Genomic DNA, 17,950 nt, shown 5'->3' on the forward strand with positions numbered 1-17,950 from the left:
GTATGAAGGAGGTTGTCGATTGAAATCTTTAGGCAAAATAAAACGCGGCGATACGTTTTCATTTACCGCCGAACTAAAAGACAACGTAACAGGTGATGTTTTAACAGGCATAGCGGATAAATTAAGATGCCAATGCCGCACTAATGGAACGCACAAGCTGATAGACGAAATGGTTATAGCAGAAATAACCCCCGGAACGTATCTATTCTCTGCTGGCCAGACCGATGATTGGGGGGCTGGTTTTAGATTGCTTTTAGACATAGAATATACCTATGACAATGTAGTTTCATCAAGCGAAACCTTCTTTGTAGATGTGGAGGCTGATATAACCCATGGCTGATATACTGCTTACGATAAATGCATCTGCAATGCCCATGAACATAGGTGATATACGCATAGGTTTGCCCGGTCTGCCTGGTCCAAAAGGGGATCCAGGGGAGCCGGGCCCACCAGGAGATCCCGGAGATAAAGGGGACAAAGGTGATCCTGGTGATACAGGGGCTGTCGGGAAGTCTATTGAGTTTTTATGGAATGGCACCCAGCTGGGCATAAGAGTTGTGGGAACTGCCGAATATACCTTTGTTGATTTAAAGGGGGCTCCGGGGGAGCTTGGCGCAAAAGGTGATAAAGGAGATCCCGGAGCGCAGGGTGTTCCTGGTATCGACGGCGTTAATGGTACTAACGGCTATACTCCTGTACGCGGGACTGATTACTGGACTTCTGCAGATGTAGCTGGTATGGAATCTTATATCAATAACTATATCGATGTAGTTATTTTAGGAGGTACTTCTTAATGGCATATGAAACTGTAGCGGATTTATTTAAAGGCATTGGTGATGCAATTCGCCAAAAAGATGGTACATCTGCCTTAATTAATCATCAGGATATGCCTGGCAGGATTGCGGCGATTTCTGGGGGAGGCACTAACCAAAGCGAAATCCTTACTATGCCTGTGCTTAATCTCAGCACTACCTACCATGGGATTAACGGTATCCTCCTACGGTGGACACCACCTGAAAATGCGGGGCAACGAATCGCTTTTAAGAAAAATGGCTTACCGTCTCTTCCTATTACTGAAGATTTTATTGATGTTTCGTCAACAACAAAAGAGTATATTCTTACTGACCTTGAGGTCGATACGCCATATGGGTTGTGGGTACTTACAAAAAACGAAAACGGCATTTTCCAAACAACTCAACCCCGAAATAATTACAAAATGTTTAAAACTAACGGCTTTTTAGATACGTCTGTCTTAGAAATCCCTCCCCCTTCCGGTTTGAATGCAGCTACAACGCTATATGCTTTTCGTGCCAGGAATGGAGATACATATATCAGCGGTAATAATAGTTCTGCGCTGGGAATTTACAAACTCAACATTGCTACTAATATCTGGGACATGGTTCATAGCTCAAGCAATAGTTGGCAATATTGGTTTGAGAGCTCATCAGGAGAAATATTTGTTTCATCTGTTTCTGGTACAGGGATTTTAAAATGGAATGGTGCAGCTTTTGTTAATGTTTATAACACAAGCTATAGTTGGCAATATTGGTTTGAGAGCTCATCAGGAGAAATATTTGTTAGTTCATCTGTTTCTGGTACAGGGATTTTAAAATGGAATGGTGCAGCTTTTGTTAATGTTTATAACACAAGCTATAGTTGGCAATATTGGTTTGAGAGCTCATCAGGAGAAATATTTGTTTCATCTTTTTATGGTACAGGGATTTTAAAATGGAATGGTGCAGCTTTTGTTAATGTTTATAACACAAGCTATAGTTGGCGATATTGGTTTGAGAGCTCATCAGGAGAAATATTTGTTTCATCTGTTTCTGGTACAGGGATTTTAAAATGGAATGGTGCAGCTTTTGTTAATGTTTATAACACAAGCTATAGTTGGCAATATTGGTTTGAGAGCTCATCAGGAGAAATATTTGTTTCATCTGTTTCTGGTACAGGGATTTTAAAATGGAATGGTGCAGCTTTTGTTAGCATTTATAGCTCAAGCAATAGTTGGCGATATTGGTTTGAGAGCTCATCAGGAGAAATATTTGTTAGTTCATCTGTTTCTGGTACAGGGATTTTAAAATGGAATGGTGCAGCTTTTGTTAATGTTTATAACACAAGCTATAGTTGGCAATATTGGTTTGAGAGCTCATCAGGAGAAATATTTGTTTCATCTGTTTCTGGTACAGGGATTTTAAAATGGAATGGTGCAGCTTTTGTTAGCATTTATAGCTCAAGCAATAGTTGGCGATATTGGTTTGAGAGCTCATCAGGAGAAATATTTGTTAGTTCATCTGTTTCTGGTACAGGGATTTTAAAATGGAATGGTGCAGCTTTTGTTAATGTACTTGCAACCGGTAATACCTACTCATATAGGTACGAAAAATCCACGGAGATCATTTTTGTCAGCACATCAGCAACAACATACCCGCAGGTAGTCTACAATAAGGCAGCCGGAACAGCTATTGCCAGTAGCAGCCTACATGGTGGTTTGTTTTTTGGTGTCTTACCTCGATTTTTAAACGCTGCACATAAGAAACTGTATACCCTAACAGACAGTTTTGACTTATTGGGTGCGTATTCAGCGGTTGCAAACAACGATGTGAATTATGCGTATGCGATAAGCGCGGAAAATGATTATGTTTTACTTAATTTTTAGATCAGGAGGTGAAACGTGGAGTTCTTCACGTGCAATAATCTTCAATGCGAAAACAACATTTACGGCAAGTGCTTTAAGAAAAAAGCAGATTGCGAGCAGAAGGGCTAAAGAGGCTCTTCTTTTTATTTTATAACTTAGTATAAGGAGGTCAGGAATGGATTTAAAGCTGGATACAGTGGCATCAGGTTTTGCGATATTCGCTACATTTATTTTTGGGGGGTGGGACAAATTGCTCTCTGCTTTAGTCGTACTAGTTGTACTGGATTACTTGACCGGAATATTCGCGGCTGGAATCGAGGGCAAATTAAACTCTACAACCGGTTTAAAGGGTATCGCCAAAAAAGTATTTATATTGATGGTGGTTGCTCTGGCGGTGCAGATCGATTGTGTTAACGCCGGAGATGGTACTATTAGGGCTTTGGTGATTTACTTTTTCTTGGCAAATGAGGGGCTGAGTATTATGGAAAATGCAGGCCGGGCAGGATTGCCGATGCCGAATGGACTGATAAAGGCATTAGAGGTACTAAAAGATAGGAAGGGGTAAAAGGTGGATAAGGTGGATAAGGTATTAGATCAGCTAAACATACCGCCACAGTGGAGCAATACTACAGGTAAGGGGGTTAGATACGCTGTACTGGATTACGCCCCAGGTAATGTAATAGTCACCCCGGTCAACTCTTTTAGTGCTATTCACTATCATTCCTATTCTTGTCAGTATATCATTCAAAAAATTGCACCTAATGCCAAAGGCTTTGGGATTAATGTATTGAGTAAAGCGTCAGAAGGCAGCTGGCAGATGCAAGACGCGCTTAGATGGTGCTTGGAGAACGACATAGCTGTAATTAATATGTCATTAAGTGGTATTAGAACGCATGAGAGAATAGCATTAATCAAGAAACTGATTAATAAAGGTACAGTCATTTGCGCCGCTGCCGGCAATGATGGCAAAGAGAAACTTAATTTTCCTGCCGACCAGCCCGGGGTAATATCCGTTGGGGCATATGTAGCAAGCACTGGGGAATGGTGGGGAGTGTCGAATTCGGGACCTGAGATTGAAATTATTGCTCCTACATATGTAGATATACCCCACTGGAATAAAGAAAAGCCAGCTATAAATTTTAACGGAACAAGCTGCGCCACTCCTGCCATATCGGGGGTGGCTTGTTTATGGAAAGAAATATTCCAGACAGGCAACGCTTATGACTTCAAAGACTTTCTAAAAACATGGGCAGAGGATTATGGAGATCCGGGATTTGATAATAAAACTGGTTATGGCAAATTTAGATTCCCGGGACCAGATCAATGGATTACAGAGGAGGAGAGGATGAAGGATATGGCTAAAAGAATATTTATTGACCCAGGCCATGGCGGAAGTGATCCCGGGGCGGTCGGCAGAATCAGAGAAGCTGATTACGCCCTGCAATATGCACTGGCATTGGGCGAGGAACTGACCAAACAAGGGTTCGTGGTGGACTATTCCCGGACTACGGATCTATCCGTGCCCCTGAGTATTCGCGGTCCAGCGGCAAATCGCGCAAGGGCGGATTATTTTATTTCTACCCATTTTAATGCCGGAGGAGGTATTGGTATCGAGACTTTTGCCCTTGCGCCGGGGGGACAAGCAGAGAAACTGGCCAACGCGGTGCAGGATTCCCTTGTGATCCACACCGAGATGAAAAATCGCGGAGTCAAGTTTGCTAATTTCCAGGTGCTCAGGGAAACGAGTATGCCAGCTATATTGATCGAGGGCGGATTTGTAGATAGCACAGATGCCGATCAGATCAAGACGGAAACTAATAAACAAAACTTTGTTCGGGGTGTATCTAAAGGCCTGTTTGCCTTTTTGGGAGTGCAGAGGAAAGAGGAGGTAAATCACATGGGTAAATTTAAAGATGTTGATGATAAGAAGTGGTATGCTGCCAGCGTAGATAAGGCTGCAGAGCTAGGGCTCATGAACGGAACTTCGGCCGACAAATTTGAGCCTGAAAAATCACTTACAAGAGCAGAACTCGCCGCTGTTGCTGTTAGAATATACGATAAGCTCAATAAATAAGGAGGTGATCCTTATCTACGGCAGGCTAACCCCCTGCTATTAATATAAGAAGGAAGACTTAGAATACACCCCAAGAGTATCAGGAAACTAAAAGATAAAATCCGAGAAATCACCGGACGGAGTAACGGTATGGGGGTGGAGACGAGAAAAACCAGACTGAACCAAGTGGTTAGAGGCTGGATGAACTACTTCAAATTGGCAGATGCAAAGAAACTAATACAAGGATTGGATGAATGGATTAGAAGTCGCATACGGATGGTGACATGGAAACGATGGAAGAAAATCAGCACACGATTTGGAAATCTCAAAAAGCTAGGAGCTAAAAATGAACAAGCATGGATGTGGGCAAACACAAGAAAAGGCTATTGGCGTACTGCCCATAGCCCAATTTTGTCACGAACATTATCCAACGAGAGATTCAAACGTGCCGGTTACATTAGCTTGATGGAATGTTACTCTGCAAATTAACGTGTAAACTGTGGAAGCGCCGTATACCGAACGGTACGTACGGTGCTGTGGGAGGTCGGCTGACCAAATAATGGTCAGCCTCCTACCCGATCGGTTTTGTTCGTGTGCCAATAAAACTTTTGAATTTAAAAAAAATTGGGCACATATTTGGCACACAAACAAAAATCCGGGTTCAATAAGAACCCGGAAACCATTGATACTATTGGAGCTGATGGCCGGATTTGAACCGGCGACCTGCGCATTACGAGTGCGCTGCTCTACCAACTGAGCCACATCAGCAGGATTACAAAGGTTATTTTACCTTCTAAACGAAATTAAGTCAAGAAAATATCTGGTTTAGGGCAAATTTTCAACATTTTCCGAAAGCATCGTTGTCGCAATCATAATCAATATTATTTAATAGTGAGAATTAATAATATTTGTCTTCTTATGACTCAAATGTGTTTAATTATGATACAATTAAAGCAATAAATGAAATTTTAAGAGGTATTTAAAATATTAAAACTTTCCAAGGAGAGTAGGTTATATGGTACAAAAGGTAAAAAGTTATAATGAGAACCTTCAAAAAGAGCTGTTGAAGGGCTGGGAAGACTTCGTTCATTATGGCAAGGAAGATGAAAGCGTCCGGCCTGTTGTTCTTCAATCATGGAAACGTTGCCTCGCGCAAAGAACGGATCCTTTCATCGATGAAATTGCCAGAATCCTTACACCGGAGGAGTTTGCTCTGGTAGAAGCAAGGAAAGAGAAGTTAATCAGAATTGCGCGTCCTTTTATTAATTTGCTTTATCAATATGTGGCGGGCACTGGATTTGTCATTTTTCTTTCCGATGAATAAGGTGTCGTCCTGTTGTTAACAGGTGATGAAGAAATACTGCGCATCAATCGTAAAATTAATCTGATGGAAGGCGCTATTTGGACAGAGCAGGAAGCGGGAACAAACGCGGTGGGCACAGCAATTATTGAACAAAGACCTATGCAAATCGTGGGTGGAGAGCATTTTTGCACCATTCATCACGGGATCACTTGTTCGGGAAGTCCGATTTTTGGTGTGGATGGTGAGTTGGAAGGCGTGATCAATATGTCTGCCAATTCGGAAAATGTTCATCCCCATACCCTGGGTATGGTTGTGGCTTCAGCAAAGGCGATCGAAAACCAGTTAAAAATTGAAAAGGCCATGGAAGAAATCAGCAATGCCAATATCATTTTGAACAGTACCTTGGAAAGCGTGCCCCAAGGGATCTTGAATGTGAGCGTCAGAGGTGAGATTAATCAATTAAATAACAGGGCCAGAAAATTATTATTAATCAAAGAAGAGAACGTGATCGGTATGCTTTTAAAAGACACCATTCCCTGTATGGTGAACGTTGCCAAATCAGTACAAAAAGGATTGGCAGATACTATGGAGGTTACCTGTGAAGATGGCGACGCAATGGAAAACCTGAATATCACAATCCATCCTTATTATAACAATCGCAAGGAATACGAAGGTTCCATCTTGATCGTTCAAAAAAGGGAACGGGTTTTTGATCTGGTTAATAAAATCACCGGGGCGCAAGCGGAGTTTAGTTTTAAATCGATTATCGGGAAAAATGAAAATTTCATGAAAGCCAAGGAAATTGCCGCTACAGCAGCAACATCAAATTCCACGGTGCTGCTTTTAGGAGAAAGCGGAACCGGCAAGGAGTTATTTGCCCAGGCAATCCATAATGCCAGCAAGAAAAAAGGTCCTTTTATTGCGGTGAATTGCTCGGCAATTCCCAGAAGCTTGATTGAAAGTGAACTTTTCGGTTATGAAGCAGGAAGCTTTACCGGTGCTAATCGAAACGGCAGACCGGGGAAATTTGAACGGGCCCAGCATGGGACAATCTTTTTGGATGAAATCGGAGATATGCCCCTGGATTTACAGGCCATTCTCCTGAGGGTTCTGCAAGAGAAAGAAATTGTACGGGTCGGCGGCTACCGTCCCATCCCCATCGATGCCCGGGTTATTGCCGCCACAAATCAGGATTTAGTCAATCGCGTCAAAGAAGGCGCCTTTCGTGAAGATCTGTTTTTCAGATTAAATGTCATCACCGTGAATATTCCTCCTTTAAGAGAAAGGAAAGATGATATTCCCTTGTTGGTGGGAGCCTTGCTGCCCCAGGTGACCAAAAATTCCCAGAAAAACATTACCAGTATTTCAACGGGGGCCATGCGTGCCTTAAAAGCATATGATTGGCCGGGTAATGTTAGAGAGTTGGAAAATGTCTTAGAGCGAAGCGTCCTGTTAGCGGAAGGAAACCAATTATCAGTGAATGATTTACCCAAAAATGTTTTGGATCTGACCCATCAAATCGAGGAACGCACCACAAAGGTTATTACCTTACAAGAGGCAGAAAAAATGGCCATCAGTCATGCCCTGGAACAGAAAAAGAGTATTGTGGATGCATCAACTGCTTTGGGTATCAGCAGAAGTACTCTTTACCGCAAAATGAAAGAATATGGCTTAGATCAAATGGAGATGTAGTTTTTTAAAACAGATTATCTATTGAAGATGATCAATGTGTAGTGATTTGATACATGATCATGCCGGTTTGAATTATTTTGGGACATGATCCCTTTATTTTTTGTGCCTGTTGACGATTTATCAGTCAGCAGGCACAACTTACATGTGGGATTATTCACGTAAACCCCCGGTTGGCTGTGATGTTATATAACCTGACTCTTAGTATTGGCATAAATCTTGCTTATTAAATTATTATGATGAATTAGACTGTTTTCCAATATGAAAAGCTGATAAAAATAATAAGGAGTGATCATTAGTAATGACTTTGACAGGAAAAGAAATGATATACAAGGTTTTGCAGCATGAAGAAGTACCTCGTCCCGGTTGGATTCCTTTTGCCGGTGTGCATGCCGGATTTTTAAAGGGTTATGATGCCACGGAGGTTTATACCGATGCGAATAAGCTCTTTGATTCTTTGATGGAAGTTAATAAAGTATACAGTCCGGACGGTCAAGTCTTGCTTTTTGATCTGCAGTTGGAAGCGGAAATTTTAGGTTGTACTGTCAGATTTGAAAAAAACGGTCCTCCTTGCGTTATGGACAGCCCTTTGGCAGATACCGATGAAATTCCTACTAAAATGATTTCCAAGGAAGATGGCCGTTTACCCCTGGTCATTGACGTAACCCGGCGCATTAAAAAAGAAATCGGAGATACAACGGCACTCTATGGCCTGTTCTGCGGACCTTTTACCCTTGCTTCTCATTTGCGGGGTACCAAGTTATTCCGGGATTTGAAAAAGAATCCGGACTATGTAGAAAAAATCATGGCTTATTGTACCGAAATCTCCCTTCAGATGGCCCAGCTGTACTTAGATGAGGGTGTTGATGTCATCGTTCCCGTTGATCCTGTCGTATCACAAATATCGCCCCCCGTTTTCAGCAAATTTTTATCCGGACCTTACAAAAGAATCTTTGACTATATTCGGGAAAAAGGTGCTTTTTCATCCTTCTTTGTCTGCGGTAATGCCACCCATATTATTGAGCTGATGTGCCAAACCGGCCCGGATTCTCTTTCCATTGACGAGAATGTTAATCTTCCGGAGGCAAAGAAAATTACCGATAAATATAATATCGTCATGGGCGGGAACATCCCCTTAACGACTATTATGCTTTTTGGTAATCAACAGGATAATATTAAGGCCACGATTGACCTGATCGACTCCATTGACGTCAATAACAAGAATTTGATCATTGCTCCCGGCTGCGACATGCCTTACGCCACACCTATCGAGAATACCATTGCCGTATCCCATGCCGTGCTCCATACGGATAAAGCCCGTGAATTGGTGGCCAATTATGAATTAAGCGATATCGATGTGGAAGTGGAGCTGCCTGATTATGAAAACCTGAAAAAACCCATGATCGAAGCTTTCTTGCTTGACCCCACGGCCTGTGCTGCCTGTACCTATATGTGGGCTGTTGCCGAGGATGCCCAGAAGCATTTCGGCGATAAAATTGATGTGGTGGAATATCGTTATAACAACCTGGAAGATATTGCCCGCACCAAGAAGATGGCTGTTGCCCAGCTGCCCAGCCTTTATCTGAACGGAAAATTATTATACTCATCCATTATTCCCAATCTGGATGAATTGATTGTACAAATTGAGGAAGCAATGTAATGACCGAGCAAAAACCCATTCAACTGTTTTTGGTGACAGGTTTTTTAGGGTCGGGCAAAACTACATTAATGAATAATATTTTAGATGACCTGGCGGCAAGGAATATCAAAGCCGGTGTGATCGTGAATGAATGGGGACAAGTAGGTATTGACGGCAGTTTGTTTCATGACCATGGCTTCGAAATTCAGGAATTGAATAACGGGCAGATCTTTTGCAGTTGTTTGGCCGGTAATTTTGTGGATGCCCTGGTCCGGTTTGCCGATTATCCTTTGGACTACCTTTTGGTGGAAACCTCCGGGATGGCCAATCCCCAGCCGATCCGTCAGATGCTGAAGGAAATCAGGAGCCAGACGGGAGAGCGCTATGATTATCGGGGTACCTTGAACCCCAATGCACCTATCGTTGAAACCAGTTTTACTAAAGTGGAAGGACTTTTGGATCTTGATCTTATGAATCAGGAAAGGAGCCTGGCGGTGCGGCGCAGCGTGAAGACTCCTTATAAAAGACCGGTTCATTATGTGGTATCTACGAAAGAGAATGTTGACCCGGCACAAGCAGCAGAATTTGCCAAAAGGCTTTTAAATCATGCCTTTCGCATCAAAGGTTTTATTCATAACGGGGGGGAAGGCTGGTTCTATTTGGATGCAGTGAATGACCAGGTGGAAATCAAGCCGGTTCAGGCCAAAGGCAATGAAACAAAAATAGTCGTTATTTCCAAGGTATGGGAAGAAATTTTGCCCCAAATTGAGTCGGCGTGGCAGGAAACATGCGGGGTGCCTTTTGAAATTAAATAATTTTACAGCTGCTTTTTATATATAAAATAAGACAAATTATTGAGTGAGATGGGTTTATATAGCTATATCCATCTCACTTGTATCATAGCAAGAAAAATTCTAATACAAAGGGAGAGATTATTTAATGAAAGAAATGACACCAACGGAGAGAATGATTGCAACCTTAGAACACAAACCGGTGGACCGTGTCCCGGTAATGATTCTTCTGGGAACTACCTGGACGATTAACAGAGCAGGAATTTCTTATGATGATTATTACGGGATGGAAGATTTAGGCGTAGAAATGACGGTTAAGGCTTTTGATGATATAAAAAGCGAAACAGTTTCCGTGGGTAATTGGACGGGATGGCTGAAAGCATTCGGCTGCCCCACGATCACGTCACAACCGTGTAAAGACGTGACTGTTGAAGAGGCCTTTACCGATGTTAAAACTGAAATACCAAAGTTAGACAAATCTAAAATCAGACAACAATTAGAAGAATGCGAACTGATTCAAAAAATATTACAGCAAGCAGCGGGTGTTAAAAAAGCCGTAGGCGACAGGAAATTTTTGTCTGCTGCCATTACAGGTCCTTTTACAGCCGCCGGTTTATTGGTGGGCATCAAGGATTTAATGAAATTAGTTGGCAAAAAAAATCCCTTGGCTGATGAGCTCTTAGATTATATGTCAACTGCTTGTGCGGAATATGCCAATATGCTGATTGAAAACGGTGTTGATATCATTTTTATCTGTGATCCGTCGTCCAGTGGTGATATGATTGGTCCCAAGCAATTTGATGCTTATTCTGTACCGGCGATGAAACAGTTTAATGACCAATTACGTAACTGTAAATATTTCTTCCTGCATATGTGCGGCAAAACAGATATGAGAATTCCCGAAGTAAAGAAATTGGGCTTTGTCGATGCTTACTCCATTGATTCTCCGGTAGATTTGAAATATGCTCTGGAGGTGGCAGGGGATGAGTTGACAATCATGGGGAATATGAATACGGTAGACGATATGTTATTTGGCACCCCGGAACGTTGCTATGATGAAGCTTATAAAAGAATTGAACTGGCTGGATTAAATGGGGGCTATATCTTAATGCCCGGATGCGATATTCCGGCCAAAACTACCATCGAGAATCTTCTTGCCATGACCAGGGCATCTGAAGATTACGCAGCCAAGCACAAGTAATACTTGTTTAATGCTCATATTTTAATGGCATCATATTTTCCATTTTTCTTCATGCAAAAATACGGAAACTGTGATGCCATTTTACTATCTATAAGGGATATTGATCACAAACAACCTATTCAATGCTTAGTGTATAACTAGGAATGTCATAATATAAAACACCATTTTTGATTAGAAGAATAGATTTGTTCCATTTTAAAACACGAATGTTGCAAAACAGGACAAGATTATAAACTAAATGGTAATTTTATCAAAATAATTGCTAAGATGGTTACATAAATAGGAATAGATAACGGTAAATGGCAATATGAAAAAGTTTTGATTTAATTCAAAAAGCAAATTATAAAAAAACATTTAAGCAATTAAAGCAATAAAGCTTTAGTTTCCATAAGTAATTACGTTTGCATCAAATAAAAAAACAATTATCAAAGGGAAATGTGCAATCTTGGCACAAGGTTTGCAATTGATTATAGGTATAATAAGCGTCAAGTTTCACATGGCGAGAAACCGTTTTGAAAGTTCCGGTAATGAGGAACGGGATTGATGATCATTCAACACAAAGCGGGGATGGCATTCTTCGGGGAAAAGCTGAAAAATTGGCTAAGGGGGGGAGGCGGAACAGGTTTTAGATAATATTTATTATTAGGCTTGATAGCTTTCCTAAAGGTGAAGAGTGCTCGGCAAACAATAATACAAAGATTAATATTAAAAGTCAATTTAAGGAGGATATAAAATGGCATTTGACAATTTGAAACAAGCGTTATTGGACCAAGATGAGGAATTAACCGTACAACTGGTGAATGAAGAATTAGCTAAGGGCTCCGCAGCCAGAGATCTATTTGATGCTTTAAGCGAAGCGATGACAGAAGTTGGTGAAAAGTTTGCCAATATGGAATTCTTCTTACCGGAAGTTATGTTGGCTTCTGATGCGATGAAGGCTGCTTCTGATATATTAATTCCTGAAATGGCTAAAACGAATAGCCAAGCTGAATCACTTGGTACTGTAGTTATTGGAACCGTACAAGGTGACGTTCATACTGTTGGTAAAGACATGGTGGTTGGAACCTTGGCTACCGGCGGCTTCGAAGTAATTGACCTTGGAAAAGACGTAGCTCCTGAAGTATTTATCGAAGCTGCAGAAAAAAATAACGCCTCAATTATTGCTTTGTCTGCTTTGATGACAGCTACTATGCCCAGCCAGGGTGATGTAATTAATTTCTTGAATTCCAAAGGTATTCGGGATAAATATAAGGTATTAGTAGGCGGCGGTGTTGTACATCAAGATTTCGCAGATAAAATCGGTGCTGATGGATATGCCAAAGATGCCATTGACGCAGTAGTTGAAGCTAAGAGAATCATCGGGAAATAATGCTTTTAAATTTAAATAGATACGGAAATTGATTTTTAATATTTGCCATAATCTAACATAAAAAATGGAGGGATTTGAGTGAAAGGTAAGCTCTTTAATTATTGGAATCGTGCTGAAGAAGGCCCTATGATGACAGAAAAGGAATTTGATTTAAAGGTATATTGGCCGGCATTAAAAAGACTGATCAAAAAATATGATATTAAATATAAACCGGATGAAATCGTTCCTCAGGACATTGAAGAAATCAACAATATTTATAAAGCTGCCAAAGAACTTTTTGTCGAAGTCGGTGTTTATAATGTAACCACTAACAGAGTTATTAAATGGACGGAAGAAGAAGTTGACGCTATTATGAAGGTCTTCCCCTCCTCCTCCACCATTGGGGAAGGCAGAGATGCTACCACCATGGTGAAACGAACCCTTCATGACAAAAGACCTACTGGAAATGTTTTAGCCCGTGTCTTGGGCAGCCAGGATCCTGCTTTGATTGACCGCGTCTTTTATGCTTATGCCCAAGAAGAAAGAATTGACCATTGCTGCTTCCAGGGCATTATCCCCCATATTGGCGGTGCTGATGTCAGACCTTGGAGCCCCGCTGAAATGACCAGTGAATTGAAAAGGGTTGCTGCTGTGGAATGGGCCAGAAAAGCTGCCGGTCGTCCCGGTTTAGCTGACTGCTCCAGTGCACCTGTGTCCTTACAGGCTGCCATGGCTGCCATGAACTCTGATTCCGGGATGCGCAAAGGTGACGTGCGTCACGTTTATATCATGCCCCATCTGAAAACCAGTTATGAACAATTCACCAGAACCGTGTCCACCTTCGCTTTCGGACATCATCAATGGGGTATCGGCCAAGCTTATGTAGGCGGACTTTCAGGTTCACCCAATATGGCTGCCGTTGTTACCACTGCTGAATTGTTTGCTTATTGCATGCTGTACAATCCTTCCTACCTGGGATTATGGAGTGCTGACGGTATGTACTTCGCCACCACCAGCCGTACCGCATTATGGACCAATTTCCATGCCGGTGCTGCCTGGACCAATAACACCAATACCTTCTCCGTGGCCGGTGCTCCTTGGGGCGTTGTGGTTTCCGGTCCTTGCACAGAGTCCTATTTCTGGGAGCATGCTGCCGGTGCTATCGGCTGTGCTGTTACCGGTATGTTCTCCGCCGGCGGTACAGGTTGGCAGAGCGGCGGCCATATGGGCGCAACTCCTATCGGTGCTCGTTTCGCCAGTGAAGTATGCGACGCTGTCTGTGAAGCTCAAATCGGATTTGCCGAAGCCAACAGACTGGTTAAATATTGCTTAGCAAAATATGAAGAGAGAATGCTTGCTCGTACGTTGCATGAAGGCGGCAAACCTTTCGATCAATGCTATGATATCGAATCATGTACGCCATTGCCTGAATTCACTGATCTTTACGAAAAGGTTAAAGCTGAATTAAGAGAACAAGGATTGAAAAATCTTTAATCCTAAAGTCAATAATAGTGCATTGTTTCTAAAGCAACTGTACAAATAAATAAAGGTCAAAGTTCAGCTATATGTAACGTCTTTTTGACGTTACATATAGCTGTCTTCTGATAAAAGTGTAAGTGGGTAAAGGAGATGAAAAAAAGATGAATCAAACGAGTGTCCAGATACCTACCTCGCGTTCCTTCCTTGTAGCTCTTCCCTGGGTCATCATGATTTTGGTGTTCGCTTTCTTATCTTGGTTGTTTTGGGAACCATTTCTCAGCATGTTTATGGATGCAGAATCTGCTCAATATGCTTCCATTGGCATATCAACAATGGGTGCCTATTTAGTCAGTATCTTTGGCATCGCCGGGCAATGGCCTTTTCAAAAGGTTGAAAACAGATGGGTTAAGGGGATTTTGTTGATTTTGTTGGCAAAGGTTATTGCTGCCGCATTCTGGATCGTACTGGTACGTTTCCTGCATGTCAATATTGTGATGTGGGCCTTTCCTATTATATCTAATTCCTGGTTGATTCTTGCAGCTACCAGCTTTATCGGCGGAGATGCGCACCTGCCAAATATTCCGCCTGTCAGAAAAATGTTTCTTAATTTACTCATTGCTGTAGGTGGTACTATCGTTCTTTTACGTACTATTGTGATTTTTCCCTCTACCTGGTTTGCCATGCTGCAGCCCATTATTATAACCGGGGGCTTAGCATATCTGTTTCGGCGTGTTAAACAACCCACCTTTAGTATCCTCTCCTGGTCTTTATTGTTAGGATTAATGTGGATCTTTGTTTCAGTGGCATCATGGCTTGGTCATTTTACGATTGATCATAATGCGCCTCAGTTCTGGACTTGGAATTTAGGTGCCGGTTCTGCGGAATTTAATTTATTTTTTGCCTTTACCTGTGGCTTGAATTTTGCCGTCTTTGCTTGCACCCAAGCTTGGCCCTTTTGCCGAATCAGACAACCATGGGGCACAACGATCGCACTTTTATCAGTTTTAACCTGGTGTTATCTAATCACCCTTGCCATCATACCATTATTTAATACCCTCGTTCCCGGCGATACTTCCCTCTGGCAGGCTCAGGTCTTTGCTTGGCATACTGTGTTCTGGGGATTTTCCTGGGTGTATTGTTTCGGGATCGGCCAACAGCCGTATCTCTGGAAAGGACAAAAGACACCGGGCACCTGGGACGATGTGGATTGAAAACAGCCATCTCAAGCTCAAGGTGGATGGTTTTAAGATGTTGGAAGTAACCGACAAAGCTTTGCTTAAGCTGATGGAATGCATGGAAAAAGGTAACAAAAGGTAAGGATTAAAACCATTATCTAAAGGAGAATGATCATGGAAAAAGGAAAAATCAAAAACGCGCGGGTTCAGCGTCGACTTGACCGTTGGTTCGAAACTCCGTGGCGTATCAACATTGAACGCACCAAGGCCTACACGGAAGGTTTCGCCAACGCCGAAGGCGAAAACATCATGATACGCCGCGCAAAGGCATTCGCCAACTGCTGCAATAAAATGCCGGTCATTATCCATCCGGAAGACTACCTGGTCGGTTATCGCGACTGCGACGTGAAATGCGCCGGCGTATTTCCCGATTGGAACGGCCCCCAATTCCTTGACGACATCGAGGCCTGCAAGTCACGTAAGTATGAACATTTTGATCTGAGCCCCGAAGACGAAAAAACCCTTATTGAAGATATCTTCCCCTATTGGCGGGGCACCGGCGACTGGTCCCGCACCATGGTTTACCATCTTGTAAACAACATGCCGGAAAATTTGAAAAACACCAACTTCGCCGATGCGAGCTGCTTCCCGCCTATGCCGGCCAACATTTGCGGGCATGACCATCGCCGCGACACCGACGTGGGCCATTTCGACTTCCCGTGGCGCCGTTACCTTTATATGGGCGCGGAAGGCGTGAAGAAGCAGGCCGAAGAAAAGCTGGCCAATGTCGACACGACCGATCTCAATCAGGTGAAAGCCATTCCATTCTGGCAAGCCACCATTATCGCCATGGACGGGGCCATTGCCTACGGAAACCGCTTTGCCGACGAAGCCGAACGTCAGGCCAAAGAGTGCGCTGACCCGGTGCGCAAAAAGGAACTCATGGAAATCGCGGATACTTGCCGCCAGGTTCCCGCTAAGCCGTCCCGCAGCATGCATGACGCCCTGCAAGCCTATGTCTTTTTCAAAACCTTGACCCGCATGGAATCCACCGACCACGCCAATGGTCCCGGCCTTGTCGACCGCTGGCTGCTGCCGTATTATGAAAGGGATCTAAAAGAAGGCCGCATCACCAAAGACGACGCCCTGGCCATGCTGGAAGAGTTCAGCATCTGGTTCGCCGAATCGGCCCACTATTTCACTACCAACGTGTTATCCTGGTACTCCGGGGCGGGCTCCTTCCACAATATGACTGTGGGCGGCATCGGCGAGAACGGCTTTGACATGACCAACGAGCTGACCTACATGATTCTTGATGCCTATATCCACACCAACCTGTTCCAGCCCTCCATGTCGGTGCGCGTGCACAGTCAGAGCCCCCAGGCGCTATTGGAAAAGATTGGTGAGGTAGTGGCCTTAGGCGGCGGGCAGCCCTCCATCGTGAACGACGATGTCGTCATTCCCGGCATGCTGGCCATGCCCCGCGGTCTGAACGATCCCGATCTCACATATGAAATGGTCAGAAATTACTACCCCACCGGCTGCGTCGAGCACACGGGCCCGTTCCACTACGGCTCGCCCATGCATAGCTACATCAACTACGGCGCCCTCATCGAACTTGCCCTGAACAAGGGAGAGAGCCATCTCTACGAGCGCCGGATGATTCCTACGGCCATTCCCGACGCCCGCAACTTTACCAGCATGGACGAAGTGGTAGGCGCCCTGGAAACGGTCTTCAAAGACATCATGGATGTGGACGAAGGCTTGGTAATGTGCCAGGAAACCATAGAAAGCGAGTACTTCCCCACCATCTGGCAGTCTGCTTTCATGGAAGACTGCGTTGAACGCGGCCTGCCCAAGGAACGGGGCGGCGCCCGCTACAACTTCGGCGGCCCGGGCACTTGCGTGGGCTATGCTGATGCCGGCGACTCCCTGGCCGCCATCGAAAAGGTCATCTTCATCGACAAGAAATATAGCATGAAAGACCTATGCGATGCCCTTGACGCTAATTTCGAGGGCTACGACGAACTGCGCAAAGCCTTGCAGGAAGCGCCTAAGTTCGGCAATGACAACGATTTCGCCGACAGATGGTGCAACTATGTGCATGACCTGTACAGCAACTCTGTGATCAAGCTCAGAAACGCCCGCGGTGGTTGCCTGAAGCCCGGCGGCGTGTCCATGTCCGTATTCGTGCCCCACGGCGCGGTTTGCGGTGCCCTGCCCACCGGCCGTAAGGCCGGCGAGCCTCTGGCCAACGGCGTCGGCGCCAGCTTGGGCTCCGAATCTAACGGATTGGTTGGCGTTTTTAACTCCCAGGGCAAGATCAATTCATACGGTGATCATGACACCATCTGGAATGTGCGCATCTATGGCGGTTCCTGCGACACCTCTGAGGGGCGCAGGGACTTCGCCGGATTGGTTCGTACATTCGTTGACAAGAAGATCGCCCAGATGCAGGTGAACTGCCTGTCCACCGGGGTGATGCGCAAGGCGCAGAAAGAGCCGAAGAAGTACCAGGATCTGGTTGTCCGCGTTGTCGGCTACAGCGCCAACTTCGTCACCCTGCCGCCCACCGTACAGGATCTGGTTCTTCAGCGGGAAGAGCATTCCCTTCACTCTTAACTCTTAATCTAG

Annotated in this window: 14 protein-coding genes, 1 tRNA gene and 1 pseudogene; 15 read left to right on the top strand and 1 reads right to left on the bottom strand. The window is 44.0% G+C overall.

The window, feature by feature from the left end; genetic code table 11:
- Positions 1 to 19 precede the first annotated feature (19 nt).
- The 6 genes and pseudogenes from CEQ75_RS09380 to CEQ75_RS09405 all read left to right on the top strand — a co-directional run.
- The gene (locus CEQ75_RS09380) at positions 20 to 340 is read left to right on the top strand and encodes a hypothetical protein (protein WP_089610097.1); all 321 of its coding nucleotides are present in this window, start codon (positions 20 to 22) and stop codon (positions 338 to 340) included.
- Positions 333 to 794: a collagen-like triple helix repeat-containing protein gene (locus tag CEQ75_RS09385; protein WP_089610098.1), complete on the top strand. Its 462-nt coding sequence runs from the start codon at positions 333 to 335 to the stop codon at positions 792 to 794. The genes CEQ75_RS09380 and CEQ75_RS09385 overlap by 8 nt, the downstream gene beginning before the upstream one ends.
- The gene (locus CEQ75_RS09390; protein ID WP_089610099.1) at positions 794 to 2,659 is read left to right on the top strand and encodes a fibronectin type III domain-containing protein; all 1,866 of its coding nucleotides are present in this window, start codon (positions 794 to 796) and stop codon (positions 2,657 to 2,659) included. The genes CEQ75_RS09385 and CEQ75_RS09390 overlap by 1 nt, the downstream gene beginning before the upstream one ends.
- A 154-nt stretch (positions 2,660 to 2,813) precedes the next feature.
- A complete protein-coding gene (locus CEQ75_RS09395; RefSeq protein WP_089610100.1) occupies positions 2,814 to 3,203 on the top strand; it encodes a phage holin family protein in 390 nt (129 codons plus the stop codon).
- A 3-nt stretch (positions 3,204 to 3,206) separates the two neighbouring features.
- Positions 3,207 to 4,712, top strand: a complete 1,506-nt coding sequence (locus CEQ75_RS09400; protein ID WP_089610101.1) for an N-acetylmuramoyl-L-alanine amidase — start codon at positions 3,207 to 3,209, stop codon at positions 4,710 to 4,712.
- Positions 4,713 to 4,760: 48 nt separating this feature from the next.
- Positions 4,761 to 5,180: pseudogene (locus tag CEQ75_RS09405) on the top strand (group II intron maturase-specific domain-containing protein); the annotation flags it as partial.
- A 203-nt stretch (positions 5,181 to 5,383) separates the two neighbouring features.
- Here CEQ75_RS09405 and CEQ75_RS09410 read toward each other — a convergent pair.
- Positions 5,384 to 5,459 (bottom strand) — tRNA-Thr (locus tag CEQ75_RS09410).
- A 247-nt stretch (positions 5,460 to 5,706) separates the two neighbouring features.
- Between CEQ75_RS09410 and CEQ75_RS09415 the strand changes: the two genes are divergently transcribed.
- From CEQ75_RS09415 to CEQ75_RS09455, 9 genes are all read left to right on the top strand, one after another.
- Positions 5,707 to 6,015, top strand: coding sequence for a hypothetical protein (locus tag CEQ75_RS09415; protein ID WP_089610102.1), 309 nt, complete (start codon positions 5,707 to 5,709; stop codon positions 6,013 to 6,015).
- Positions 6,016 to 6,027: 12 nt separating this feature from the next.
- The gene (locus CEQ75_RS09420; protein WP_089610103.1) at positions 6,028 to 7,686 is read left to right on the top strand and encodes a sigma-54-dependent Fis family transcriptional regulator; all 1,659 of its coding nucleotides are present in this window, start codon (positions 6,028 to 6,030) and stop codon (positions 7,684 to 7,686) included.
- Positions 7,687 to 7,984: 298 nt separating this feature from the next.
- Positions 7,985 to 9,343 (top strand): uroporphyrinogen decarboxylase family protein, encoded by a 1,359-nt coding sequence (locus tag CEQ75_RS09425; protein WP_089610104.1) that lies wholly within the window; start codon positions 7,985 to 7,987, stop codon positions 9,341 to 9,343.
- Complete coding sequence (locus tag CEQ75_RS09430) at positions 9,343 to 10,137, top strand: CobW family GTP-binding protein (protein ID WP_089610105.1); 795 nt, start codon at positions 9,343 to 9,345, stop codon at positions 10,135 to 10,137. Before CEQ75_RS09425 ends, CEQ75_RS09430 begins: the two co-directional genes overlap by 1 nt.
- Before the next feature lie 124 nt (positions 10,138 to 10,261).
- A complete protein-coding gene (locus tag CEQ75_RS09435; RefSeq protein ID WP_089610106.1) occupies positions 10,262 to 11,314 on the top strand; it encodes a uroporphyrinogen decarboxylase family protein in 1,053 nt (350 codons plus the stop codon).
- A 733-nt stretch (positions 11,315 to 12,047) separates the two neighbouring features.
- Positions 12,048 to 12,683 (top strand): corrinoid protein, encoded by a 636-nt coding sequence (locus tag CEQ75_RS09440; RefSeq protein WP_089610107.1) that lies wholly within the window; start codon positions 12,048 to 12,050, stop codon positions 12,681 to 12,683.
- A gap of 78 nt (positions 12,684 to 12,761) precedes the next feature.
- Positions 12,762 to 14,156 carry a monomethylamine:corrinoid methyltransferase gene (locus tag CEQ75_RS09445; RefSeq protein ID WP_089610108.1) on the top strand — a complete coding sequence of 465 codons (1,395 nt, stop codon included), beginning with the start codon at positions 12,762 to 12,764 and terminating at the stop codon, positions 14,154 to 14,156.
- A 146-nt stretch (positions 14,157 to 14,302) separates the two neighbouring features.
- The gene (locus CEQ75_RS09450; protein ID WP_089610109.1) at positions 14,303 to 15,352 is read left to right on the top strand and encodes a hypothetical protein; all 1,050 of its coding nucleotides are present in this window, start codon (positions 14,303 to 14,305) and stop codon (positions 15,350 to 15,352) included.
- A 138-nt stretch (positions 15,353 to 15,490) separates the two neighbouring features.
- Positions 15,491 to 17,938 carry a glycyl radical protein gene (locus CEQ75_RS09455; RefSeq protein WP_198306494.1) on the top strand — a complete coding sequence of 816 codons (2,448 nt, stop codon included), beginning with the start codon at positions 15,491 to 15,493 and terminating at the stop codon, positions 17,936 to 17,938.
- Positions 17,939 to 17,950: the final 12 nt, after the last annotated feature.

The sequence above is a fragment of the Dehalobacterium formicoaceticum genome (assembly GCF_002224645.1).
In the GTDB taxonomy this organism is placed as follows: Bacteria; Bacillota; Dehalobacteriia; order Dehalobacteriales; family Dehalobacteriaceae; genus Dehalobacterium; species Dehalobacterium formicoaceticum.

Coding starts and splice junctions, on each gene's coding strand:
- CEQ75_RS09385 (WP_089610098.1), top strand. CDS start 333: ATGGCTGATATACTGCTTACGATAAATGCATCTGCAATGCCCATGAAC.
- CEQ75_RS09390 (WP_089610099.1), top strand. CDS start 794: ATGGCATATGAAACTGTAGCGGATTTATTTAAAGGCATTGGTGATGCA.
- CEQ75_RS09395 (WP_089610100.1), top strand. CDS start 2,814: ATGGATTTAAAGCTGGATACAGTGGCATCAGGTTTTGCGATATTCGCT.
- CEQ75_RS09415 (WP_089610102.1), top strand. CDS start 5,707: ATGGTACAAAAGGTAAAAAGTTATAATGAGAACCTTCAAAAAGAGCTG.
- CEQ75_RS09425 (WP_089610104.1), top strand. CDS start 7,985: ATGACTTTGACAGGAAAAGAAATGATATACAAGGTTTTGCAGCATGAA.
- CEQ75_RS09430 (WP_089610105.1), top strand. CDS start 9,343: ATGACCGAGCAAAAACCCATTCAACTGTTTTTGGTGACAGGTTTTTTA.
- CEQ75_RS09435 (WP_089610106.1), top strand. CDS start 10,262: ATGAAAGAAATGACACCAACGGAGAGAATGATTGCAACCTTAGAACAC.
- CEQ75_RS09440 (WP_089610107.1), top strand. CDS start 12,048: ATGGCATTTGACAATTTGAAACAAGCGTTATTGGACCAAGATGAGGAA.
- CEQ75_RS09450 (WP_089610109.1), top strand. CDS start 14,303: ATGAATCAAACGAGTGTCCAGATACCTACCTCGCGTTCCTTCCTTGTA.
- CEQ75_RS09455 (WP_198306494.1), top strand. CDS start 15,491: ATGGAAAAAGGAAAAATCAAAAACGCGCGGGTTCAGCGTCGACTTGAC.